The 21,799-nt window shown below is 62.0% G+C and carries 23 protein-coding genes; 15 read left to right on the plus strand and 8 right to left on the minus strand.

Features of this window, described 5'->3' with window-relative positions; translation table 11 throughout:
• The first annotated feature begins 65 nt into the window (after positions 1 to 65).
• Entirely contained in the window at positions 66 to 1,562 is a 1,497-nt protein-coding gene (locus tag CO666_RS06185) for a replicative DNA helicase (RefSeq protein WP_085738887.1), read from the plus strand.
• Between the two features lie 147 nt (positions 1,563 to 1,709).
• Here the strand turns inward: CO666_RS06185 and CO666_RS06190 are convergent, their stop codons facing one another.
• The 3 genes from CO666_RS06190 to CO666_RS06200 all read right to left on the minus strand — a co-directional run bounded on the left by CO666_RS06190 (position 1,710) and on the right by CO666_RS06200 (position 3,617).
• Complete coding sequence (locus CO666_RS06190; protein ID WP_097611210.1) at positions 1,710 to 2,012, minus strand: AzlD family protein; 303 nt, start codon at positions 2,010 to 2,012, stop codon at positions 1,710 to 1,712.
• Positions 2,009 to 2,728 (minus strand): AzlC family ABC transporter permease, encoded by a 720-nt coding sequence (locus CO666_RS06195; protein WP_097611211.1) that lies wholly within the window; start codon positions 2,726 to 2,728, stop codon positions 2,009 to 2,011. The genes CO666_RS06190 and CO666_RS06195 overlap by 4 nt, the downstream gene beginning before the upstream one ends.
• Before the next feature lie 67 nt (positions 2,729 to 2,795).
• Positions 2,796 to 3,617 carry an AraC family transcriptional regulator gene (locus CO666_RS06200; protein ID WP_097611212.1) on the minus strand — a complete coding sequence of 274 codons (822 nt, stop codon included), beginning with the start codon at positions 3,615 to 3,617 and terminating at the stop codon, positions 2,796 to 2,798.
• 189 nt (positions 3,618 to 3,806) lie between these two features.
• Between CO666_RS06200 and alr the strand changes: the two genes are divergently transcribed.
• The 6 genes from alr to CO666_RS06225 all read left to right on the plus strand — a co-directional run bounded on the left by alr (position 3,807) and on the right by CO666_RS06225 (position 9,848).
• Positions 3,807 to 4,970, plus strand: coding sequence for an alanine racemase (alr, locus tag CO666_RS06205; protein WP_097611213.1), 1,164 nt, complete (start codon positions 3,807 to 3,809; stop codon positions 4,968 to 4,970).
• A 45-nt stretch (positions 4,971 to 5,015) separates the two neighbouring features.
• A complete protein-coding gene (locus CO666_RS34055; protein WP_179869619.1) occupies positions 5,016 to 5,165 on the plus strand; it encodes a hypothetical protein in 150 nt (49 codons plus the stop codon).
• A 113-nt stretch (positions 5,166 to 5,278) separates the two neighbouring features.
• Entirely contained in the window at positions 5,279 to 6,679 is a 1,401-nt protein-coding gene (gene radA / locus CO666_RS06210) for a DNA repair protein RadA (protein WP_097611214.1), read from the plus strand.
• A 90-nt stretch (positions 6,680 to 6,769) separates the two neighbouring features.
• Positions 6,770 to 7,387 carry a CvpA family protein gene (locus CO666_RS06215; protein WP_097611215.1) on the plus strand — a complete coding sequence of 206 codons (618 nt, stop codon included), beginning with the start codon at positions 6,770 to 6,772 and terminating at the stop codon, positions 7,385 to 7,387.
• 150 nt (positions 7,388 to 7,537) lie between these two features.
• A complete protein-coding gene (gene purF, locus CO666_RS06220) occupies positions 7,538 to 9,028 on the plus strand; it encodes an amidophosphoribosyltransferase (RefSeq protein WP_097611216.1) in 1,491 nt (496 codons plus the stop codon).
• 79 nt (positions 9,029 to 9,107) lie between these two features.
• Complete coding sequence (locus CO666_RS06225; RefSeq protein WP_097611217.1) at positions 9,108 to 9,848, plus strand: SDR family NAD(P)-dependent oxidoreductase; 741 nt, start codon at positions 9,108 to 9,110, stop codon at positions 9,846 to 9,848.
• Positions 9,849 to 9,874: 26 nt separating this feature from the next.
• Here the strand turns inward: CO666_RS06225 and CO666_RS06230 are convergent, their stop codons facing one another.
• Complete coding sequence (locus tag CO666_RS06230; protein ID WP_097611218.1) at positions 9,875 to 10,624, minus strand: glycoside hydrolase family 25 protein; 750 nt, start codon at positions 10,622 to 10,624, stop codon at positions 9,875 to 9,877.
• Between the two features lie 354 nt (positions 10,625 to 10,978).
• Here CO666_RS06230 and cysS point away from each other — a divergent pair, with 354 nt between their 5' ends.
• The 7 genes from cysS (at position 10,979) to cimA (ending at position 17,171) form a co-directional block, all read left to right on the plus strand.
• On the plus strand, positions 10,979 to 12,370 hold the full coding sequence (cysS, locus tag CO666_RS06235) for a cysteine--tRNA ligase (RefSeq protein ID WP_097611219.1): 1,392 nt from the start codon (positions 10,979 to 10,981) through the stop codon (positions 12,368 to 12,370).
• Between the two features lie 244 nt (positions 12,371 to 12,614).
• Entirely contained in the window at positions 12,615 to 12,980 is a 366-nt protein-coding gene (locus CO666_RS06245; protein ID WP_097611220.1) for an endonuclease domain-containing protein, read from the plus strand.
• Complete coding sequence (locus CO666_RS06250; protein WP_097611221.1) at positions 12,980 to 13,459, plus strand: GFA family protein; 480 nt, start codon at positions 12,980 to 12,982, stop codon at positions 13,457 to 13,459. The genes CO666_RS06245 and CO666_RS06250 overlap by 1 nt, the downstream gene beginning before the upstream one ends.
• The gene (locus CO666_RS06255) at positions 13,456 to 13,944 is read left to right on the plus strand and encodes a GFA family protein (protein ID WP_097611222.1); all 489 of its coding nucleotides are present in this window, start codon (positions 13,456 to 13,458) and stop codon (positions 13,942 to 13,944) included. Before CO666_RS06250 ends, CO666_RS06255 begins: the two co-directional genes overlap by 4 nt.
• Positions 13,941 to 14,417, plus strand: coding sequence for a GFA family protein (locus CO666_RS06260; RefSeq protein WP_097611223.1), 477 nt, complete (start codon positions 13,941 to 13,943; stop codon positions 14,415 to 14,417). Before CO666_RS06255 ends, CO666_RS06260 begins: the two co-directional genes overlap by 4 nt.
• Positions 14,414 to 15,376 (plus strand): prolyl aminopeptidase, encoded by a 963-nt coding sequence (gene pip, locus CO666_RS06265; RefSeq protein ID WP_097611224.1) that lies wholly within the window; start codon positions 14,414 to 14,416, stop codon positions 15,374 to 15,376. Before CO666_RS06260 ends, pip begins: the two co-directional genes overlap by 4 nt.
• 181 nt (positions 15,377 to 15,557) lie before the next feature.
• Entirely contained in the window at positions 15,558 to 17,171 is a 1,614-nt protein-coding gene (cimA, locus tag CO666_RS06270; RefSeq protein WP_097611225.1) for a citramalate synthase, read from the plus strand.
• 19 nt (positions 17,172 to 17,190) lie between these two features.
• Here cimA and CO666_RS06275 read toward each other — a convergent pair whose 3' ends face one another.
• Positions 17,191 to 17,670, minus strand: a complete 480-nt coding sequence (locus CO666_RS06275) for a GNAT family N-acetyltransferase (protein WP_097611226.1) — start codon at positions 17,668 to 17,670, stop codon at positions 17,191 to 17,193.
• Positions 17,671 to 17,871: 201 nt separating this feature from the next.
• On the opposite strand from CO666_RS06275, the gene rarD reads away from it, so the two are divergent.
• Complete coding sequence (rarD, locus tag CO666_RS06280) at positions 17,872 to 18,786, plus strand: EamA family transporter RarD (RefSeq protein ID WP_097611227.1); 915 nt, start codon at positions 17,872 to 17,874, stop codon at positions 18,784 to 18,786.
• 75 nt (positions 18,787 to 18,861) lie between these two features.
• On the opposite strand, the gene CO666_RS06285 is transcribed toward rarD, so the two are convergent.
• The 3 genes from CO666_RS06285 to CO666_RS06295 form a co-directional block, all read right to left on the minus strand.
• Positions 18,862 to 19,794 (minus strand): hypothetical protein, encoded by a 933-nt coding sequence (locus CO666_RS06285; RefSeq protein ID WP_097611228.1) that lies wholly within the window; start codon positions 19,792 to 19,794, stop codon positions 18,862 to 18,864.
• A 94-nt stretch (positions 19,795 to 19,888) separates the two neighbouring features.
• Entirely contained in the window at positions 19,889 to 20,896 is a 1,008-nt protein-coding gene (locus CO666_RS06290) for an alpha/beta hydrolase (RefSeq protein WP_097611229.1), read from the minus strand.
• Positions 20,889 to 21,782, minus strand: coding sequence for an MBL fold metallo-hydrolase (locus CO666_RS06295; protein WP_097611230.1), 894 nt, complete (start codon positions 21,780 to 21,782; stop codon positions 20,889 to 20,891). The genes CO666_RS06290 and CO666_RS06295 overlap by 8 nt, the downstream gene beginning before the upstream one ends.
• Between the last annotated feature and the right edge of the window lie 17 nt (positions 21,783 to 21,799).

Below are 21,799 nucleotides of genomic sequence, written 5' to 3' on the forward strand. Positions count from 1 at the left end.
CAGCCTCTTGATTTTCGCGTCCGGAATTGCAAATCCGGAACTGGAAAAAGACAGAACGGATGATGATGAACGACGCCGCTCGAAAGATTGCAGCTGTTGCTCCGTCGGAGCAGCATTATCGCGAAGCACCCAACAATATCGAAGCCGAGCAGGCACTTCTGGGTGCGATCCTGATGAACAACGACGCCTATTACCGGGTGTCCGACTTCCTCAAGCCGATCCATCTTTATGAGCCGCTGCACCGGAAGATCTTCGAGGTCGCCGGCGATATCATCCGCATGGGCAAGATCGCCAATCCGGTGACGATCAAGACCTTCCTGAAGGCCGACGAGAAGGTCGGCGACATGACGGTTTCGCAATATCTGGCAAGCCTCGTCAGCAACGCCGTCACGGTCATCAATGCCGAGGATTACGGCCGGGCAATCTACGATCTGGCGCTGCGCCGGGCACTGATCACCATCGGCGAGGACGTCGTCAACATCGCCTATGACGCGCCGCTCGACATGCCGCCGCAGTCGCAGATCGAGGATACGGAGCGCCGCCTTTTCGAACTGGCGGAAAACGGCCGCTACGACGGCGGCTTCCAGGCCTTCAACGATGCGGTGGCGCTGGCGATCGACATGGCGGCCGTCGCCAAGGAACGTGACGGCGGGCTTTCCGGCATTTCCACCGGCATCCATTCGCTGGATTCCAAGATGGGCGGCCTGCAGCGTTCGGACTTGATCGTGCTCGCCGGACGCCCCGGCATGGGCAAGACCTCGCTTGCCACAAACATCGCCTACAATATCGCCGCCGCCTATGAAGGCGAAGTGCAGCCGGACGGCAGCATGAAAGCCAAAAACGGCGGCGTGGTCGGCTTCTATTCACTCGAAATGTCGTCCGAACAGCTCGCCACCCGTATCATCTCCGAGCAGACGGAAGTCTCCTCCTCGAAGATCCGCCGCGGCGACATCAACGATGCCGATTTCGAAAAGCTGGTCGCCTGCTCGATGATGATGCAGAAGGTGCCGCTCTATATCGACCAGACCGGCGGTATCTCGATCGCCCAGCTTTCGGCGCGCGCACGCCGTCTCAAGCGCCAGCGCGGCCTCGACGTCCTTGTGGTCGACTACATCCAGCTGATGACCGGCTCGGGCAAGTCAAGCGACAACCGTGTGCAGGAAATCACCCAGATCACCACGGGCCTCAAGGCGCTCGGCAAGGAGCTCAACGTTCCGATCATCGCGCTCTCGCAGCTTTCGCGTCAGGTCGAAAGCCGCGACGACAAGCGGCCGCAGCTTTCCGACCTTCGCGAATCCGGCTCGATCGAGCAGGACGCCGACGTCGTGCTCTTCGTGTTCCGTGAGGAATACTACGTCAAAAATTCGGAGCCGCGCGACATCCAGGATCCGAAATATCCGGAATGGGAAGCGCTGTTCGACAAGGTGAAGGGCACGGCCGACGTCATCATCGCCAAGCAACGCCATGGGCCGACAGGCACGGTGAAGCTCGCCTTCCAGTCGGAATTCACCCGCTTCGCCGACCTCGCCGATCCCTCCTTCACCCATTACGAGGAACATTGACGCGGTTTCCCGCGTCGATTTCCCTTAGAGCAATTCCAGGAAAGGTGTGAAGCGGTTTTGCCTGGCAAAGCGCGAAGCGCTTTTGCCGGGAATTGCGTAAAAGCAAAAGGTTAGAGCGGTTCTGCGCTTCCGTTAAGCTGAACCGCTTTAGAGCCCAACGGCCCGCAACAGGGCGACCGTCGTCACACCAACCACGACGCTTGCAAGCATCGGCAGGCGGCGCGCAGCGATGGCGGTTACCGCGCAGGCCAGCGTCTCCGCCCAACCGACGGCAAAGGCGGTCGGGGCGATGACAGCCATCAGCACGGCCGGCGGAATGGCTTCGATCGCCGTTCTCCGCCGCTCGTCCACCTCTATGTAACGGATCAACACGAGGCCGCCAACGCGGGTGAAGACCGTTGCGGCAGCCATCGCGAGGATGGCGATAAGGGTGTTGAGGTCGAGCGTCATGCCGCTTGCTCCCGCGCCCTGCCCTGCCAGAGGGCCGTTGCCAGCCCGGCCAGCGCACCGGCGGCGATATACCAGACCCCGGGCACGAAGTGATGAACCGCAACGGAGGCAACGCCGCTTGCGGCGAGGACGGCGCCGGTTTCCGGGCCCTTCCAGAAGCCCATGACGAGCACGACGAAAACCGCCGGAAAGGCGAAGTCGAAGCCGATGACGGCAGGATTGCCGAGAAAGGCGCCGAGCAGAGCGCCCGTCAGCGACGAGCCGACCCAGGTGAGGTAGAACGGCGCGACGATGCCGGCATACCAGGCGGGTGTCAGCCGTGTGCTACCGGCGCGGAATTCCGCCATGGCCCAGAGCTCGTCGGCGAGGAAGAGCATGGCGATATAGCGTTTGATGCCAGGGAAGGACTGCATTTTCGTGCCGATCGACGCGCTCATCAGCACGTGGCGGATATTGACCAGTAGGGCGGCGAAGCCGACACCGATCCAGCTTGCCGGATGCGTCCAGATGTCCATCGCCACGAATTGCGAGCCGCCCGCAAAGACAAGTGCGCTCATCAGCGTCGTTTCCAGCGGCGAAATGCCCTTGGTGGCCGCGACCGCGCCGAAGACGAGGCCGATCGGCAGGACAGCGACGACAAGCGGAAAGATGGCGCGCATTCCGGCAAGAAATTCGCCGATAAGAAATTCACCGGCTGGCCGGCTGTGCTGCAACATGGCAACCTCCTGATCAAGATCGCGGAGGCTTAGCCCAGCCCGCCATGGCTGTATTGAACGAAAGTGATCAGCCGGTGCGGAATTGGCCGGGGGTTACGCCCGTGCGCGCCTTGAAGTGCCGGGTGAAATGCGCCTGATCGGCAAAACCGCATTCAAGCGCGATGTCGGCCGGCATGCGCCCCTGCCGCAGCAGGCGGCGGGCCACCTGCACGCGCCGATCGGTGAGGAAGGCATGCGGGGTGATGTGATATTCCTTGCGGAAGGCGCGGATGAGATGAGCGCGGCTCAATCCCGCCACGCCGGCCAGCTGCTCGAGGCCGACATCGCTGTCGAAATTCTCGATGAGATAGTCGCGGGCGCGGGCGACCGCGCTTCGTTCCTGCGTATCGACAGGCACGACGATCGTGCTGCCGTGGCGCGCAAAGATCGCCGCCAGCACCGAGAACATGCTTTCATCGGTCTCCAGCGCGCCTGCTGCCCTTTCGAGCGTGCGGTGGGCGGCATGAAACGCATTGGCAAGTTGCGGATCGCGCGGAAGCGCACTGGAGAAGGACGGCGTCGCGTGGAAGGCCCTGCCCGTGACATCCTCCAGAATATCGACGAACAACTTCGTATCCGGATAGATCATGCGATAGCGATAGCCTTCGCCGCCGGGCGTGCCGTCATGAACGACGCCGGGATCGATGAGATAAAAATCACCCGGGCCGGTTTCCTCTTTCCTGCCGCTGAGAGTAGCGATCTGAGTGCCGCTTTCGATCGCGCCGATGCTGAACGTATCGTGCGCGTGCGGCGCGTATTCGTGCGTCAGGAAAGTGGCGCTCAGGCACTCCATATCGCGGAAGCGGCCATCCCGCCAGAAGCGGGCCCTTTCCACGTTGGCAAGCGGCATGGCGTCTGCCGCCTCTTTCTGTGATACGTTGTGCATCCGATTAGATTAACGCCGAAGCCGGCATGCGTCTTGAACAAAAGTGATCGTGCAAGAAGCAAAGGGTGGTATGTGGCTGCCTGCGCTTTCCCTTAACCGCAATGCTCTCTAGACTGGTCCAGGCGGTTTCCTTCCACTATTTCACGGCGATTCATGACAGATTTTCCTATTCCCTTCGAAGACGACGATCTTTTTGCATCCGCAGGCCTGCGGCTGACCGTCGACCTGGCGGCCCTAACGGAAAACTGGCGCGACATGGCGCGCCGCTCCGGTGCGGCGCGTGCTGCCGCCGTCGTCAAGGCGGATGCCTATGGCATGGGCATCGAGGATGCCGGCGAAGCGCTCTATATGGCAGGCGCCCGCGACTTCTTCGTTGCGACCGTCGACGAGGGCGTCACACTTCGCCTCTATGCGCCGGACGCCCGCATCTTCGTGCTGTCAGGCATATGGCCGGGCACCGAGCGGCGCTTCTTCGACAATGATCTGGTACCGGTGATTTCCTCCGACGAGCAGCTTGCCTTCTGGATGGCCGTGCTTGCCGATTACGGCGATTACCCCTGCGCGCTGCATGTCGATACCGGCTTCAATCGGCTCGGACTGCACATGGACGATGCGATCGCGCTCGCCGACGACGTCTCTCGGCCGGCCAGTTTCGCGCCGGTGCTGGTCATGAGCCATCTTGCCTGCGGCGACGATCCCAGCCATGCGATGAACCGGCGCCAGCTCGAATCATTCCACAGGGTTAGCGCCGCCTATGAAGGCATCGATTCAAGTCTTGCCGCCTCGGCCGGCATCTTTCTCGGCGAGGATTATCACTTCGACCTGACGCGGCCGGGCATTTCGCTCTATGGCGGCGAGGCGGTCAGCGGCATGACGAACCCGATGCGGCCGGTCGCCACCGCGGAAGCCCGCATCATCCAGGTGCGCAGCGTCGAGGCCGGCGAAACCGTCAGCTACGGGCGGGCGCTGCAGCTTCGCCGCGACAGCCGGCTGGCGATCGTCTCTGCCGGCTATGCCGACGGCTACATGCGCAGCCAGTCGAGCGGCGGCGTGCCGCTGCGCCAGGCCGTGCCGCAAGGCGGGCAAGGCTTCATCGCCGGACACAAGGTGCCGGTCGCGGGCCGGATCACCATGGACCTGACGATCTTCGATATCACCGACCTGCCGGAGAATGCCGTGCGCGCCGGCGATTATGTCGAGCTGTTCGGCAAGAACGTGCCGGTCGACGACGTGGCCCGGGCGGCAGGCACGATCGGATACGAGATCCTGACCAGCATGGGGCTGCGCCACGAGCGGCGCTATGTCGCCGAGGAGTAGGAATATTCTCCGCAGATTGCTATATCTGCCGCAGAGGAGTCAGCCATGCGCAAACGCGAGACGAAGATTGCAAAGCTCCGGGCGCTGATCAAAGAGGGGCAAGACGATATCGACATGGGCCGGCTCCTATCTTTCAACAGTGCTGACGAGCTGACGGCATTTATTCTGCAAGAGGCTGCGGCAACCGACAATTAGATCCCGCCGCCTCCGCCAAGCGCCTCAACCAGATCAGCAATAGCTCGGACAGATCGCACGATCGGGTTTCACGAGCGCGACCTCACCTGAAGATTTATCGAAAGCAATCACTGATGGCGAAGGCCAGGACACAATTCATCTGCCAGAGCTGCGGCACCGTTCATAACCGTTGGGCCGGCAAATGCGAGAACTGCGGCGCGTGGAACACCATCGTCGAAGAAGATCCGATGGGCGGGATCGGCTCCGGTCCCGGCAAGACACCGAAAAAAGGTCGGCCGGTGACGCTGACGGCGCTGTCGGGCGAGATCGAGGAGGCGCCGCGCATCCATACCGCCATGTCGGAACTCGACCGGGCGCTCGGCGGCGGCTTCGTGCGCGGCTCGGCAGTGCTGATCGGCGGCGATCCCGGTATCGGCAAATCGACGCTGCTGATGCAGGCGGCCGCCGCCCTTGCGCGGCGCGGCCATAAGATCATCTACGTCTCCGGCGAAGAAGCCGTGGCCCAGGTCCGGCTGCGGGCGCAACGCCTTGCGGCGGCCGATACCGACGTGATGCTGGCGGCCGAAACCAATGTCGAGGACATTCTGGCGACGCTTGCCGAGGGCAAGCGACCGGATCTCGTCATTATCGATTCCATTCAGACGCTGTGGAGCGAACTGGCCGAATCCGCACCGGGAACGGTAACGCAGGTGCGCACCGGCGTGCAGGCGATGATCCGTTTCGCCAAGCAGACCGGGGCCGCCATGGTGCTTGTCGGCCATGTGACCAAGGACGGACAGATCGCCGGCCCGCGCGTCGTCGAGCATATGGTCGACGCCGTGCTCTATTTCGAAGGCGATCGCGGCCACCATTACCGCATCCTGCGCACGGTCAAGAACCGCTTCGGCCCGACCGACGAGATCGGCGTCTTCGAAATGTCCGACAGAGGCTTGCGCGAAGTCGCCAACCCCTCGGAACTCTTCCTCGGCGAGCGCAACGAGAAATCGCCGGGTGCCGCCGTCTTTGCCGGCATGGAGGGCACGCGCCCCGTGCTCGTCGAGGTGCAGGCGCTGGTGGCGCCGACCTCGCTCGGCACGCCCAGGCGCGCCGTGGTCGGCTGGGATTCGGCCCGGCTGTCGATGATCCTCGCGGTGCTGGAAGCCCATTGCGGCGTCAGGCTCGGCCAGCACGACGTCTATCTCAATGTCGCCGGCGGTTACCGCATCACCGAACCGGCGGCCGATCTCGCCGTCGCCTCGGCGCTGGTTTCCTCGCTTGCCGGTATTGCCCTTCCTGCCGATTGCGTCTATTTCGGCGAAGTCAGCCTGTCGGGCGCCATCCGGCCGGTTGCGCACACCGCCCAGCGCCTCAAGGAAGCCGAGAAGCTGGGTTTTTCCGCTGCACTGCTTCCGTCCGCCTCCGCCGAACTGCCGAAGGGCTCAGGCGGTCGCTGGAGCGAGGTCGAAAGCCTGCCGGATCTGGTCGCGCGCATCGCCGGATCGAAGGGAGCGCTGCGTGTGGAAGACGAGGTTTGATCCTTTCATTGCCAAGATTGGTGATGATATAGGAGGCACACGATAAGGCACGACACGGCCGCCAAGCGGCAGTCCTGGAGTTGAAATTACATGCCCATTACGATTTTCGACGGTATTGTCATCGGCGTCGTGCTCTTCTCCGCCGTGCTGGCGATGGTCCGCGGCTTCTCGCGCGAGATTCTGTCGATCGCGAGCTGGGGCGGTTCGGCGGCGGCGGCCTATTACCTCTATCCCTACCTGCTGCCCTATGCGAAGAAATACACCGATGACGACCGCATCGCCATCGTCGGGTCGGCAGCGGTCGTCTTCCTGATCGCGCTGATCGTCATCTCCTTCATCACGATGAAGATCGCCGATTTCATCATCGACAGCCGCGTCGGCGCGCTCGACCGCACGCTCGGCTTCCTGTTCGGGGCAGCGCGCGGCGTGCTGCTCCTGGTCGTCGCCGTCGCCTTCTGGAACTGGCTGGTCGATGTCGATCACCGCCCGGCCTGGGTCAATGACGCGAAGTCGAAGCCCTTCCTGGACTCGATGGTCGTGAAGCTGAAGTCGGTTCTGCCGGAGCAATTTGCCCAGATGATACCGGCGAGCATCCGTGATAAGCTTCAGCCGCCGGCACAGGGCACGGAAGGTACCAATCCGCCGACGGGCGACCAGGCTCCGGCGGAAGACGCACCGACCGCACCTGCGCAGCAGCCCGCGAATTGACACAGTGTTCAAGAGCTTGACCCGCTTCCCGGCAATCGCCATGTGAGCGGGATATGAAATGAGGGGTCCGGCCGGGCATTCCAGCTCCGCCGGGCTTCAGTTATTTCTGGAAATGCCGATCCATTCTTGTGAGAGCAGAGGCCCGCAGAAATGAACCAGTCCCATGCCATCCCGACCGACGATCCGCTCGACGGAGATACACTGCATGAAGAATGCGGGGTTTTCGGAATTTTGGGACATCCCGATGCCGCGACACTCACCGCGCTTGGCCTGCATGCGCTGCAGCATCGCGGGCAGGAAGCGGCCGGCATCGTCGCTTTCGACGGCAAGCGCTTTTACCAAGAGCGCCATATGGGCCTCGTCGGCGATCACTACACCAATCCGATGACGCTCGCCCGCCTGCCCGGCAGCATGTCGATCGGCCATACGCGCTACTCGACAACTGGCGAAGTGGCGATGCGCAACGTCCAGCCGCTCTTTGCCGAGCTGGAAGAAGGCGGCATCGCCATTGCCCATAACGGCAATTTCACCAACGGCCTGACGCTGCGCCGCCAGATCATCGCGACCGGCGCCATCTGTCAGTCGACCTCCGATACCGAAGTCGTCCTCCACCTTATCGCCCGCTCCCGCCACGCTTCGACCTCCGACCGCTTCATCGACGCCATTCGCCAGATGGAAGGCGGCTATTCGATGCTCGCGATGACGCGCACCAAGCTGATTGCGGCGCGCGATCCGACCGGCATCCGCCCGCTCGTCATGGGCGAACTCGACGGCAAGCCGATCTTTTGCTCGGAAACCTGCGCCCTCGACATCATCGGCGCCAAGTTCATCCGCGACGTCGAGAACGGCGAAGTTGTCATCTGCGAAATCCAGCCGGACGGCTCGATCAGCATCGATGCGCGCAAGCCGAGCAAGCCGCAGCCGGAACGCCTCTGCCTGTTCGAATATGTCTATTTCGCTCGTCCGGATTCGGTCGTCGGCGGCCGCAACGTCTATACGACGCGCAAGAACATGGGCATGAACCTCGCCAAGGAATCGCCGGTCGATGGCGACGTGGTCGTGCCGGTGCCGGACGGCGGCACGCCGGCGGCGCTCGGCTATGCCCAGGAAAGCGGTATCCCCTTCGAATACGGCATCATCCGCAACCACTATGTCGGCCGCACCTTCATCGAGCCGACCCAGCAGATCCGCGCCTTCGGCGTGAAGCTGAAGCATTCGGCCAACCGGGCGATGATCGAAGGCAAGCGCGTGGTGCTGGTCGACGATTCCATCGTGCGCGGCACGACCTCTCTCAAGATCGTCCAGATGATCCGTGAAGCCGGGGCACGCGAAGTCCATATCCGCGTCGCAAGCCCGATGATCTTCTTCCCCGACTTCTACGGCATCGACACGCCCGATGCCGAAAAGCTGCTGGCAAACCAGTATGCCGATGTCGAAGCCATGGCGAAGTATATCGGCGCGGATTCGCTTGCTTTCCTGTCGATCAACGGCCTCTATCGCGCCGTCGGCGGCGAGGATCGCAATCCGGCCCGCCCGCAGTTCACCGATCACTACTTCACCGGTGACTACCCCACGCGCCTGCTCGACAAGAACGGCGAGTCCATGGGCAACAAGCTTTCGATGCTTGCCAGCAACGGCTGAGCCGCTTCCGCTTTGACTTTCCTATCGGGGGCGCTTATTGCGCCCCTTACCTTTTCAAGCACATCCGGAACCGGGGCAGATGAACATCAATCTTGAAGGCAGGATCGCGCTCGTCACCGGTGCATCGCGCGGCATCGGCTATTTCACCGCGTTGGAACTGGCGAAAGCCGGCGCTCATGTGATCGCCTGCGCGCGCACGGTCGGCGGGCTCGAGGATCTCGACGATGCGATCAAGGCTATCGGCGGCACGGCGACGCTGGTGCCCTTCGACCTTGCCGACATGAATGCGATCGATGCGCTCGGCGGCTCGATCTTCGAGCGCTGGGGCAAGCTCGATATCCTCGTCGCCAATGCCGGCGTGCTCGGGGTGATTTCGCCGATCGGCCATATCGAGGCGAAGGTGTTCGAGAAGGTGATGACCGTCAACGTCACCGCGACATGGCGGCTGATCCGCTCGGTCGATCCGCTGCTCGCACGCTCGGATGCCGGCCGCGCCGTCATCCTGTCCTCCGGGGCCGCGCATAAGTGCCGTCCCTTCTGGGGCGCCTACTCCGCTTCCAAGGCCGCCGTCGAGGCGCTGGCGCGCACCTGGGCCGGCGAGAGCCAATCGACGCCGCTGCGCATCACCAGCGTCGATCCGGGTGCGACACGCACCGCCATGCGGGCGCAGGCGGTGCCGGGCGAAGATCCTCAGACGCTGCCGCATCCCTCCGAAGTGGCGAAGGCGATCCTGCCGCTGCTCGGTCCCGGCGTGACGGAGACGGGCAAGCTGTTCATGGTACGGGAAAACAAGCTCGTCGATTATCGCTTGCCGGAATAGGCGTCTGGCGGAATAGGCCGAAGATCTTACTTCGCTGCAACGGATGGGAAGAGGTGCGCCAATCCCGTCTCCGACGGGCATAGGGCATTGAGATCCACCGGTCCCTGGATGCCGTTCAAGGTACCGTTATCGGCAAATTGCCAGATCGACCAGCGACCACATTCTTCCTGCTGCGGCTCCTTGAATACGCTTCGCAGCCACAAATAATGGTCGGGGAAGCGGGCTTCATTGCCTTTCAGATATTGATCGAAGAACTCCTGTGTGACGTAGAAAATCGGCTTCTCCGGAAAGGTGCCTTTCAGCTCGGTGAAGAAGGCGTTGACCTCCATCGCCATTTCCTCGAGCGTCGGGACCTTGTCGCAATTGCCGACAAACTCAAGGTCGACGGCGATGGGCAGGGTTCCCGGCTCATTCGGCACGGTCGCCAGGACATTCTGCGCCTGATCCCTGCCCGGGCGGCAGAAGGTGAAGAAGTGATAGGCGCCCCTGACCAGCCCGGCCTCTCCGGCGCGCTGCCAGTTCTCGGCGAACCTCGAATCCTTATGGTCGCCGCCTTCGGTGGCCTTCATGATCGCAAAACGCACGTTCGGCTGCGCGGCAACCGTCTTCCAATCGATGTCGCCCTGGTGATGGCTGACATCGATGCCTTGGATCGGATGGGTTGACAAAGACGGATTGTTGAAACGAAACATACCGAAATCGTATGCGAAATAAGCAGCGGATGCGACTATCAGAATTGCCGTCGCTCCGATCGTTCCCCAGACCAGGTTTCTCACTCATTCCCCCAGTTTTCAGCAGCCTGTCAACTGGCTATTGGCGATTTGCGCCGGGAAAATGGCGGACGCGCCTCCGCGCGCTCACCATATCTTCGCCGGGCGCTCGCCCTTGCAATCGTGTCGCCGGATATGTCGCTCCGGTTGCCGCCGGATCGCTCCCCATCCCTCTTGACCAAATGCCATTCCCACGCCATAAATCGCGCCATGAAAACGGTTATCTGCATTACCTGCCGGAAGATTATTCGCTAGCGCGAGCGCTGGCCCGGCCGTTTTCATCTCCCAGATAGTCAAGATGCGAAACGCCCCGGCCCGCCGGTCGCACTATTTTTCTGATCGTGCCTTTGGGAGAATGGAATGGACGCGACGCCGGAATTGAAGCTGTACAACACGCTGACGCGGGAAAAATCGGTCTTCGCGCCGATCGATCCCGACAATGTCCGCATGTATGTCTGCGGCCCGACCGTCTATGACTTCGCCCATATCGGCAATGCCCGGCCGGTGATCGTCTTCGACGTGCTGTTCCGGCTGCTGCGCCATATCTATGGCCAAGATCACGTCACCTATGCCCGCAACATCACCGACGTCGACGACAAGATCAATGCGCGGGCGCTGCGGGATCATCCGGGCCTGCCGCTGAACGATGCGATCCGCGCCGTTACCGAAAAGACCGAGACGCAGTTTCACGCCGATGTCGCCGAGCTCGGCTGCCTGGAGCCGAATGTCGAGCCGCGCGCCACCGATAATATCGTCGAGATGACCGAGATCATCGAGAAGCTGATCGGCAACGGCCATGCCTACGTCGCAGCCGGCGAAGTGCTGTTCGACACCAAATCCATGGCGGACTACGGCCAGCTTTCGAAGCGCCCGCTCGACGAGCAGCAGGCCGGCGCCCGCGTCGCCGTCGACGCGCACAAGAAGAACCCGGGCGATTTCGTGCTCTGGAAACTGTCGAGCCATAACGAACCCGGCTGGGAGAGCCCATGGGGCCGCGGCCGGCCGGGCTGGCATATCGAATGCTCGGCAATGAGCCGGCGTTATCTCGGCGATGTCTTCGACATTCACGGCGGCGGGCTGGATCTGATCTTCCCGCATCATGAAAACGAAATCGCCCAGTCGCGCTGCGCCCACGGCACCGAGGTGATGGCGAATGTCTGGATGCACAACGGCTTCGTGCAGGTCGAAGGCCGCAAGATGTCGAAATCCGAAGGCAATTTCGTCACGATCCACGATCTGCTGCACACGCAGATCTTCGGCGGGCGGAAATGGCCGGGAGAAGTGCTGCGCCTTGCCATGCTGATGACGCATTACCGCGAGCCGATCGATTTCTCGATCAAGCGGCTGGAAGAGGCCGAACGCCTGCTCGCCAAATGGCCGGCGACGGAAGCCGGCGATGCCAAGCCGGATGAGAGCGTGCTGAACGCTCTCTCCGACGACCTCAACACCGTCGCGGCAGTTCAGGCGTTGCATGCGCTGGCGCAGGCCGCCCACACAGATCCCGCCGCCGGCGCTACCTTTGCCGCAACGGCTTCCCTCCTCGGCCTATTGCCGAAGAAAGCCGAAATCGACGAAGCCGTCGCGGCGGCAGTCGATGCGCTGGTCGCCATGCGTCTCGAAATGCTGAAGGCGAAGAATTTTGCTGAAGCCGACAAGATCCGCGACGAGCTGACGGCAAAAGGCATCCAGCTGAAGGACGGCAAGGATGCGGCGACCGGTGAGCGGGTGACGACTTGGGAGGTCAAGCGGTAAGATGGGTTGGGCGGCTGGATATACCCCCCTCTGCCCTGCCGGGCATCTCCCCCACAAGGGGGGAGATCGGCTGGAAGCACTCGCTCGCCCTGATCATGCGTACGATCCAGCGAAAGCTGCTCGCTACACTGTCGGGATTTGGCGAGGCCAGTGCGTCTTGCCAATCTCCCCCCTTGTGGGGGAGATGCCCGGCAGGGCAGAGGGGGGTGCCGCACCCCCGTCACGTCATAGCGAGAGGCAAGACATGTCGCATACACCGGTTCCGCCGCAACGGCGGGCAAATGCCCGGCATATGCGCAAGGCTATGACTGACGCCGAATTGAAGCTCTGGAACGAGCTTCGCGCCCATCGCTTGATGGGCCTCGGCTTCCGCCGACAGATGCCGATCGCCGGCTATATCGTCGATTTCGCATGCCCCACCCATCACCTTATCGTCGAGATAGACGGCTCGCAGCACGCGCTTGCCCCTAATCTCACCTACGATGAAATCAGAACTCAGCGTCTCCAGACAGACGGCTGGATCGTCCTACGCTTCTGGAACGATGATATTCTTCGGGATATCGACAGTGTGTGCAGCCATATTATCCGCACCATCGGAACGGAGCTGTGATGACCAAGACCCACACCGGCGGCTGCCAATGTGGAGCGATACGCTTTCGCGTCAGCGGCGACCTCAAGGATTCCTCGATCTGTCATTGCCGCATGTGCCAGAAGGCGTTCGGGGCCTATTATGCGCCGCTGGTTTCGGTGCGCGGCGCTGAGTTCGAATGGACGCGCGGAGCACGCAAGACTTTCCGCTCCTCGAATTTCGTCGCGCGTGGCTTCTGCGGCGACTGCGGCACGCCGCTGACCTATGAAGCGCCGGATGGAATGGCCGTTGCCGCAGGCGCATTCGATGATCCGTCGTTGCTGCCGCCGACCATCCAATGGGGCGTGGAAGGCAAGATCGGCTTTGTCGATCATCTGCACGAACTGCCCGCAGAGCGAACCGAGGCGGATCTGACGGCCGGTTCCTTCCTGCACGACCTGGTTTCCTATCAGCACCCCGACCACGATACGCCGGTCTGGCCGCCGGAGGATCGCGCATGACGAAACCGGCAGGGCATACGGGCGGATGCCAGTGCGGCGCGGTTCGTTATCGCGCGCGCGGTGAACTCGGTTATCCCCATATCTGCCATTGCCGCATGTGCCAGAAGGCGGCCGGCAATTATTTTCTGCCGCTGGCGGCGGCCAAGCGCACGGATTTCGAGCTGACGCGCGCGGAGCCCAAATGGTTCCGCTCGTCCGATCTCGTGCGGCGCGGTTTCTGCGGCGATTGCGGCACGCCGCTGTTCTACGATATTCCGGAAACGGACTTCATCAACATCGCTCTCGGCTCGCTGGATGATCCCGACGCGGTCAAGCCGGTGATGCAATCGAACACCGGCCGCAAGATGTCCTGGTTTCACGCGATCGACGGCTTGCCGCTGGAACCGGAGCCGGACACGTCGGAGCGCGAAGATGCGATCGCGGCAACCAATCATCAGCATCCCGACCATGATACGAAAAGCTGGCCACCCGGAGAAACCCTATGACGGATAAAATCAGAACAGGCGGATGCCAGTGCGGCGCCGTGCGCTTCCGCATATCAGGCGCGCTCGGTCGGCCCTCGATCTGCCATTGCCGCATGTGCCAGAAGCAATTCGGCGGCTTCTTCTCCGCGCTCGTCACCGCGCCTGACGAAGGGATGGAATGGACGCGCGGCGAGCCGAACTATTTCCAGTCCTCGGTTAATATCGAGCGCGGCTTCTGCAGCAATTGCGGCACGCCGATGACCTACCGGCATCCGGGTGGCCTGGAGCTTGCCATCGGCACCTTCGACGACCGCAGCGATCTCGCACCGCAAATCCAGGTCAATTACGAGGCCCGCCTCCCCTGGGTCGAGACGATCTTCGACGCGCCCGTTCACCAGGACCCGGATTTCTATGCCCGGCAGGAGGCGATCATCTCCTTCCAGCATCCCGACCACGATACCGCCGTCTGGCCCGCGAAAGGCGTGAAGATATGACCGAGAGACTGCGCACGCTCTATCCCGAGATCGAAGCCTATGCCTCCGGTCATCTCGATGTCGGCGATGGCCATGTGATCTACTGGGAGCGCTCGGGAACGCCGGGCGCCAAACCGGCCGTCTTCCTGCATGGCGGCCCGGGCGGAGGCTTTTCGCCCGCCCATCGCCGGCTCTTCGATCCCCATCTCTACGACGTCATGCTGTTCGACCAGCGCGGCTGCGGCAGGTCGACGCCGCATGCGGATCTCAACGCCAACACCACCTGGCACCTTGTCGCCGATATCGAGCAGCTGCGGGAGATGGCCGGCGTCGAGACGTGGCAGGTGTTCGGCGGCTCCTGGGGTTCGACCCTGGCGCTCGCCTATGCCGAGACGCATCCTGAGCGGGTCTCCGAGCTCATCCTGCGCGGAATCTATACGCTGACCAAGGCCGAGCTCGACTGGTACTATCAGTTCGGCGTCTCGGAAATATTCCCCGACAAGTGGGAGCGCTTCATCGCCCCCATTCCGCCGGAAGAGCGGCATGAGATGATGCATGCCTATCATCGCCGCCTGACGCATGAGGACAGGAATGTGCGCCTTCAAGCCGCGCAGGCCTGGAGCATCTGGGAAGGCGAAACGATCACGCTGCTGCCGGAACCTTCGACCAGCGGCAAGTTCGAGGAGGCGGAGTTCGCCTATGCCTTTGCCCGCATCGAGAACCATTTCTTCGTCAATGCCGGCTGGATGGACGAGGGACAATTGATCCGCAATGCCGGCCGGCTCAAGGATATTCCCGGCGTCATCGTCCATGGCCGCTACGATATGCCCTGCCCGGCAAAATATGCCTGGCGGCTGCATCAGGCCTGGCCGAAGGCGGAATTCCACCTGATCGAGGGCGCGGGCCATGCCTATTCGGAGCCGGGCATTCTCGATCGGCTGATCCGGGCGACGGATCAGTTTGCCGGGAAGCAAGACTGATTGCCGGGGTCGGGGCAGCCCCTCACCCTAACCCTCTCCCCGCTCGCGGGGAGAGGGGACGTGCCTCGCGATACGGTGCGGCATTCCCCTTCTCCCCGTCAGAACGGGGAGAAGGTGGCGGCAGCCGGATGAGGGGCAGCATCCGCAGGACAACAACACCCGCCCGCCGGGAGGAAACGACATGAAAGAACGCATCTACCTCTTCGATACGACGCTCCGGGACGGGCAGCAGACGCCTGGGATCGATTTTTCGGTCGAGGACAAGATTGCGATCGCCGCGATGCTCGACGAGTTCGGCTTCGACTATGTCGAGGGCGGATATCCCGGCGCCAATCCGACCGATACGGCCTTCTTCAGCGAAAAACGCACCGGCCAGGCCCGCTTCGTCGCTTTCGGCATGACCAAGCGGGCGGGTGTTTCGGTCTCCAACGATCCCGGCATTGCCGGGCTGCTGCAGGCGAAAAGCGACGCCATCTGTTTCGTCGCCAAGAGCTGGGATTATCACGTCGCGGTGGCGCTCGGCTGCACCAACGAGGAAAACCTCGAAAGCATTGCCGAAAGCGTCAAGGCCGCCGTCGGCGCCGGCAAGGAAGCGATCGTCGATTGCGAGCACTTCTTCGACGGTTTCAAGGCCAATCCGGCCTATGCGCTCGCCTGCGCGAAAACGGCCTATGAGAGCGGCGCACGCTGGGTCGTGCTCTGCGACACCAATGGCGGCACGCAGCCGCCGGAGGTGCGCGCCATCGTCGAGGCGGTGATCGCCGCGGGCGTTCCCGGCCACTGTCTCGGCATTCATGCGCATAACGACACCGGCCAGGCGGTCGCCAATTCGCTTGCCGCGGTCGAAGCCGGTGTGAGGCAGATTCAGGGCACGCTGAACGGCATCGGCGAACGCTGCGGCAATGCCAATCTGGTGACGCTGATCCCGACTTTGGCGCTGAAGAGCGCTTATACCTCGCGTTTCGAAACGGCGATCGACGAGGAGCGGCTGCTCAACCTCACCCGGCTCTCGCATGCCTTCGACGAGTTGCTCAACCGCTCGCCCGACCACCAGATGCCCTATGTCGGCGCTTCCGCCTTCGCCACCAAGGCCGGCATCCATGCATCGGCGCTGATCAAAGACCCGCGCACCTATGAACACGTGCCGCCGGAAACCGTCGGCAACTTCCGCAAGGTCATGGTTTCCGACCAGGGCGGCAAGGCGAACTTCATCAATGCGCTGAAGCGGCGCGGCATCACCGTGGCCAAGGACGATCCGAAGCTCGACCTGCTGATCTCGATCGTCAAGGAACGTGAATCCATCGGCTATGCCTATGAGGGCGCGGATGCGAGCTTCGAGCTGCTGGCACACCGCACGCTCGGCACAATCCCGGAATTCTTCACCATCGAAGGCTTCCGCGTGATGATCGAGCGCCGCTTCGACAGTCTCGGCCGCGTGAAGATCGTCTCGGAGGCGGTGGTCAAGATCACCATCGACGGCCAGACGCTGATGTCGGTCGCCGATGCCGAAGGCCCGGTCAACGCGCTCGACCTGGCGCTGCGCAAGGATTTCGGCAAATACCAGCACGAGATCGACGATCTGGTGCTCGCCGATTTCAAAGTGCGTATCCTCAATGGCGGCACGGAGGCGATCACCCGCGTGCTGATTGAATCCACCGACAGCGACGGCGTGCGCTGGTGGACGGTCGGCGTCTCGGAGAACATCATCGACGCCTCATTCCAGGCGCTGATGGACTCCGTCATTTACAAGCTGATGAAGAACCGGCAACTGGCCGGCAAGATCGCGGCGGAATAAGTCTGTTCCGCCGATTCGGCTAACCGCGGGCAAACGCCACCAGTGTCTCGCCCGCCATCCTATAGCGGATCCATTCCTTCTGCGGCTGCGCGCCAATCGCCTCGTAGACACGGATCGAGGGTTCGTTCCAGTCGAGCACGCTCCATTCGAAGCGGCCGCAACCCTTTTCCAGCGCGATCTGTGCCAGGCGCCGCAAAAGCGCCTTGCCGGCGCCCGAGCCGCGCGCGTCCGGTGTTACATAGAGATCCTCCAGATAAAGACCGTTCTTCGCTTGCCATGTCGAATAGCTGAAGAAATAAACCGCCATGCCGATGGCGCGACCCTCGCGTTCGCAGATCAGCGCATGCGTGACGGAACCGTCGCCGAAGATCGCCGCACGCGTGCTCTCCTCGGTCGCCTCGACCTCGTGGATCGCCTTTTCATAATCGGCCAATTCGCGGACAAATCGCAGGATCGTTGCCGCGTCTGAAGGCATTGCCGGGCGTACGGTAAGGGTCACGTGAGAGGCTCCTGATCTGGCGCTTGGCGCTCCAGATGAAAGAACTTGCCGAGCCTGTCAACTGAATGGGCGGATCGTATCGGCGGGTTTGCTCCGCCATCCGCTTTAAATTCTTTAGCCTTCATTCAACGAAATGAATTGGCCTATTCACGGCGCTTAAGCTAGGCCGGATCAGAAGAAGAACAAAGATGGAAACGCCCGATGTCGACCGATGTATCCGTTCCCTTGGCCAAGAACGAAGACAGTCCGCGCGGTTTTGCCTTCGCGCTGACCGCCTATCTGCTCTGGGGCTTCCTGCCGATCTACATGAAGGCAGTGGCGCATATTTCGCCGGCCGAGGTGATTGCCCACCGCATCGTCTGGTCGCTGCCGCTGGCAGGCATCGTGCTGATCGTACTCGGGCGCACCAATGATATCGCGACAGCGCTGCGCTCGCCACGCATGCTGGCGATGGCAGCGCTCACCGCCTCGCTGATCACCGTCAACTGGGGCACCTATGTCTGGGCGATCGGCGCCGGCCATTCGCTCGATGCCGCGCTCGGCTATTTCATCAATCCGCTGTTCAGCATCTTCCTCGGCGCGGTGCTGCTAAAGGAGAAGCTGCAGCCGTTGCAGATCGCGGCGATCGCGCTTGCGGCCCTTGCCGTCGCCATTCTCGCCTTCGATAGCGGCGGCATCCCTTGGGTGGCGCTGACGCTGGCCATCTCGTGGGGTTTCTACGCCTTGCTGCGCAAGACGCTGCCGCTCGGGCCGAATCAGGGCTTCTTCCTCGAAGTGCTGATCCTCAGCGGGCCGGCCCTCCTTTACATCCTCTATCTCGAATTCGGCAGCGGCCAGGGCCATTTCTACCGCACAGGCCTTGCCGATACGTCGCTGCTGCTCGGCTGCGGCGTCATCACCGCCGTGCCGCTGATGATCTACGCCAACGGCGCCAAGCTGCTGAAGCTTTCGACGATCGGCATCATGCAGTATATCGCGCCGACGATGATCTTCCTGATCGCGGTCTTCGTCTTCCAGGAGCCGCTCGGCACGGCGCGCATGATTGCCTTCGCGCTGATCTGGGCGGGGTTGTTCCTCTACAGCTGGTCGATGCTGAAGGGAAGCCGCGGGCGCTAGGTCGGAGTCCCTGTCCAACGGATGTCGTCGTTGCTACGTAACGATCGAACCATCGAAAGCCGGAGCGCGTCGGCTTTAAAACCAGGACAGCAGCGCCGTGCGGACAACGATCCCGGCCAATGCGCTCACGACGGCGACGCCTGCCACCGGCCTGAGCGCCGGCACCGAAGCGATCAGGATGGAAAGACCGGGAACGTCGAGAGGGTTTAGCAGAAATGCGGACCCGTGAATGATCTTCTCAGGCGCAAGGCCCTGCTCCTTGTGGAGGTCGAGTAACAGCGTGACCGCTGCGCTCGACCCTGCCAGGCACTTTGTGAGGAAGAACAGGACATCCTGCTGCGAGACGCCGAGCAACTGAAGCAACGGCTGCGCAACGGACGTGAAGGCCGAAAGTGCGCCTGTGCTTTGGATTAGCCTCACCATCGCTAGGGAGATGACGAGCACCGGCAGAATTGCCGAAATGACCCGAACGGCATCTGCGCCACCGCGGTTGATTGCCGCCAGCAGATCGCGTCTTGCGGCGACGTGGTCATCGGCCGTGTCACGGGAACAGACCGTTTCAAACAAGGAACGGCGTCCAATCATCCAGCAGGCGAGAGTGGACGCCACAAGCGCTCCGCAAAGACCGTTGACGATGATCAAGCCGGGATCGACACCGAGGCTTGCGAGCGGAAAACTGGCATTTGCCGGCGCGGCCGCAAGCACCGCGGCAAAGGCGGCGGCCATGAATCGCTCCGATGTCCGTTTGTGCGCCATGAGCGACAGGGCCGCGACCGGGGCTGCCGAACTGACGAGGCTGAGCTGGATAATCGCCAAGGCTCCGAAACCGTCCAGACCGAACAATCGGAAGAGCGGGTCGGCCTTGCCGGCCATCCATCGCAAGGCGCTCATACCCTCGAGATAGCGCATCAGCGAGAATGTCACGATCATCAACGGCAGAAAGGTGAATATCGCGATGTCGACGGCACTTCGTCCGGCATCCAGGATGGCGTTGATCAGTATTGTCATGGGAACGAGTGACTTGATGGCCGCGCCGAGCTTGCGGCAGGCTGATGGAGGAAGCGGGCCCCGGATTTGATCCCGGAGCCCGCTCGTTCAAATTCTATTCCGGTTGGAAGGTTTCATCGAAGAAGCGGGCAACCTCGGAATAGGCCTGCATGCGGTTGCTTTCCATCAGGGCGAGGTGCGTCGCCTCCCCGATTTCCACCCATCGCTTGTAGGAGGCGCCTGTCAGCTGCTCGAAATAGGCCCGCGCCAGATCAAGCGGGACGTCGATGTCCCATTCACCGTGCAACAGCAGCACCGGTGCGCGAATCTCGCCCGGCCGATAGTAGGGATTTCCAGCCCGCCAATAGGTCCGGATATCCTGGATCGGCCCGTTGGTAGCCCGGAGTTTGCCCTGCTCCCTGTCAGCCTGCGACGTCTCCTCGGAAAGGGTCAGTTTGGCCCAGAGGTCGAACCAGCCCTCCGGCACAAGACGTTCACGCGCGCGTTCGGGTGCGGTGCTCAGCCAACGCGCCAAGGCCGCCTGGACCGGAACAAGCCGGTAGGAACCGAGGACGCCACCCTGGTCGATCGGAATGGGAACGTCGCTCAGCCATTGCGGCGCGAGCAGCGCGAGCTTGACGACCTTGTCGCCGTTGCGCGCAGCATATGCACCGGCCACGGTGCCGCCCCACGACATGGCGAAGACGTTGACAGCCTTCAGACCGCGCAGTCGAAGGACGAAATCGACAGCCGTTGCGAAGTCCGTGACGCCGGTGTCGGTCGCGACAAGTGGCGGATTGAGATCGGGCTCCGCCTGCATTTCCGGCGGGCGGGTCGATTTTCCATAGCCCCTGACATCGACCGCAAAGACATCGAAGCCTTGATGAGTGAGGAAGTCGATGAAGGACATCCCGTTGAAGGGAACATCGTAAAGACTTCCGGACGAAAAGGTCGCCCCGTGCACCATCACGATTGTCTTCTCGGCGAGAAAGGTCTTGTGATCTTTCCTTCGCTTATTGCGGAGATAGAGCTTGATGCCGTCGGTTCCGCTATCGACATAATGCTCGTCGAATACGATCTCGCCTGCGTCAAAAGCTGAAGATGCGAGCTTGTTCTCAGACATAGGACCACCTGAATTTTTCGCCGTCGCGGCTCACATAGCCAGCAGACGAGCCGGGGAAATGCGTGGAGAAGTAAATGGCGCGATTGTCGGCCGCGAACTCGAGGACATGCCGCCTGGACCGGGCGGCTTGATCCAGGAATTCGCAGAACACCGTGTTGAGGTCGGGACGCTCCACCTGGATCGGATGGTGCATGACATCGCCGGCAAAAATCGCCGCTTCATTGTCCGATTCCAGCAGAACGGACATATGGCCGATGCTGTGGCCAGGTGTCGGCAAGAAGGTGAAGCGATCCAGGAAAGGACCGCCAGCGGTGTCGATGAAATCCGCAAGCCCCGCCTCGATCACGGGCCGCACGCTGTCTTCATAGACGCCGGAACTGGGAATGTTGACGTCGTTGTGGCTTGCCGTTGACGAGTAGTATTCCTGCTCGGCGCGCGGGAAGATGTAGCGCGCATTTTTGAAGGTGGGAATCCATTTTCCGTCTTCAAGCACGGTATTCCAGCCGGAATGATCGACGTGGAGATGGGTATTGATCACGAAGTCGACGTCTTCCGGCCCGACACCCGCCTGGCGCAGCCTTTCGAGAAACGGGATGGTCTGTTGATGGAAGCTGGGGTTACGCGGTCTTTCCTTGTCGTTGCCCGAGCCCGTATCGATCAGGATGACGTGGTCGGGCGTTCTCACAAGCCAACTATGTATGCTCACCACAAGGGCATCGCGGCCCTTTTCCATATCGACGGCGGAAAGCCGCGGCTCGACCGCCTTGATCTCCTCAGAACCAGCGGCCGGATAGAGAAACGACGGCGGCACGTTATGCAGATATTGCTCCTGCACCTTTCTCACCGTCGCGCCGGCAATACGATATTCCTTTCCAAGATCGCTCATGGAACTTCCTTTCGAGT

Origin of the sequence: Rhizobium chutanense, assembly GCF_002531935.1 — a bacterium.
Taxonomy (GTDB): domain Bacteria; phylum Pseudomonadota; class Alphaproteobacteria; order Rhizobiales; family Rhizobiaceae; genus Rhizobium; species Rhizobium chutanense.

What these genes read in the sequence shown, in the direction of transcription:
- cysS (WP_097611219.1), top strand. Translation starts at nt 10,979, where the DNA reads ATGGACGCGACGCCGGAATTGAAGCTGTACAACACGCTGACGCGGGAA.
- CO666_RS06285 (WP_097611228.1), bottom strand. Translation starts at nt 19,794, where the DNA reads ATGACAATACTGATCAACGCCATCCTGGATGCCGGACGAAGTGCCGTC.
- CO666_RS06255 (WP_097611222.1), top strand. Translation starts at nt 13,456, where the DNA reads ATGACGAAACCGGCAGGGCATACGGGCGGATGCCAGTGCGGCGCGGTT.
- pip (WP_097611224.1), top strand. Translation starts at nt 14,414, where the DNA reads ATGACCGAGAGACTGCGCACGCTCTATCCCGAGATCGAAGCCTATGCC.
- CO666_RS06200 (WP_097611212.1), bottom strand. Translation starts at nt 3,617, where the DNA reads ATGCCGCTTGCCAACGTGGAAAGGGCCCGCTTCTGGCGGGATGGCCGC.
- CO666_RS06215 (WP_097611215.1), top strand. Translation starts at nt 6,770, where the DNA reads ATGCCCATTACGATTTTCGACGGTATTGTCATCGGCGTCGTGCTCTTC.
- CO666_RS06295 (WP_097611230.1), bottom strand. Translation starts at nt 21,782, where the DNA reads ATGAGCGATCTTGGAAAGGAATATCGTATTGCCGGCGCGACGGTGAGA.
- rarD (WP_097611227.1), top strand. Translation starts at nt 17,872, where the DNA reads ATGTCGACCGATGTATCCGTTCCCTTGGCCAAGAACGAAGACAGTCCG.
- cimA (WP_097611225.1), top strand. Translation starts at nt 15,558, where the DNA reads ATGAAAGAACGCATCTACCTCTTCGATACGACGCTCCGGGACGGGCAG.
- CO666_RS06260 (WP_097611223.1), top strand. Translation starts at nt 13,941, where the DNA reads ATGACGGATAAAATCAGAACAGGCGGATGCCAGTGCGGCGCCGTGCGC.
- CO666_RS06225 (WP_097611217.1), top strand. Translation starts at nt 9,108, where the DNA reads ATGAACATCAATCTTGAAGGCAGGATCGCGCTCGTCACCGGTGCATCG.
- CO666_RS34055 (WP_179869619.1), top strand. Translation starts at nt 5,016, where the DNA reads ATGCGCAAACGCGAGACGAAGATTGCAAAGCTCCGGGCGCTGATCAAA.
- radA (WP_097611214.1), top strand. Translation starts at nt 5,279, where the DNA reads ATGGCGAAGGCCAGGACACAATTCATCTGCCAGAGCTGCGGCACCGTT.
- alr (WP_097611213.1), top strand. Translation starts at nt 3,807, where the DNA reads ATGACAGATTTTCCTATTCCCTTCGAAGACGACGATCTTTTTGCATCC.
- CO666_RS06185 (WP_085738887.1), top strand. Translation starts at nt 66, where the DNA reads ATGAACGACGCCGCTCGAAAGATTGCAGCTGTTGCTCCGTCGGAGCAG.
- CO666_RS06190 (WP_097611210.1), bottom strand. Translation starts at nt 2,012, where the DNA reads ATGACGCTCGACCTCAACACCCTTATCGCCATCCTCGCGATGGCTGCC.
- CO666_RS06250 (WP_097611221.1), top strand. Translation starts at nt 12,980, where the DNA reads ATGACCAAGACCCACACCGGCGGCTGCCAATGTGGAGCGATACGCTTT.
- CO666_RS06195 (WP_097611211.1), bottom strand. Translation starts at nt 2,728, where the DNA reads ATGTTGCAGCACAGCCGGCCAGCCGGTGAATTTCTTATCGGCGAATTT.
- CO666_RS06290 (WP_097611229.1), bottom strand. Translation starts at nt 20,896, where the DNA reads ATGTCTGAGAACAAGCTCGCATCTTCAGCTTTTGACGCAGGCGAGATC.
- purF (WP_097611216.1), top strand. Translation starts at nt 7,538, where the DNA reads ATGAACCAGTCCCATGCCATCCCGACCGACGATCCGCTCGACGGAGAT.
- CO666_RS06245 (WP_097611220.1), top strand. Translation starts at nt 12,615, where the DNA reads ATGTCGCATACACCGGTTCCGCCGCAACGGCGGGCAAATGCCCGGCAT.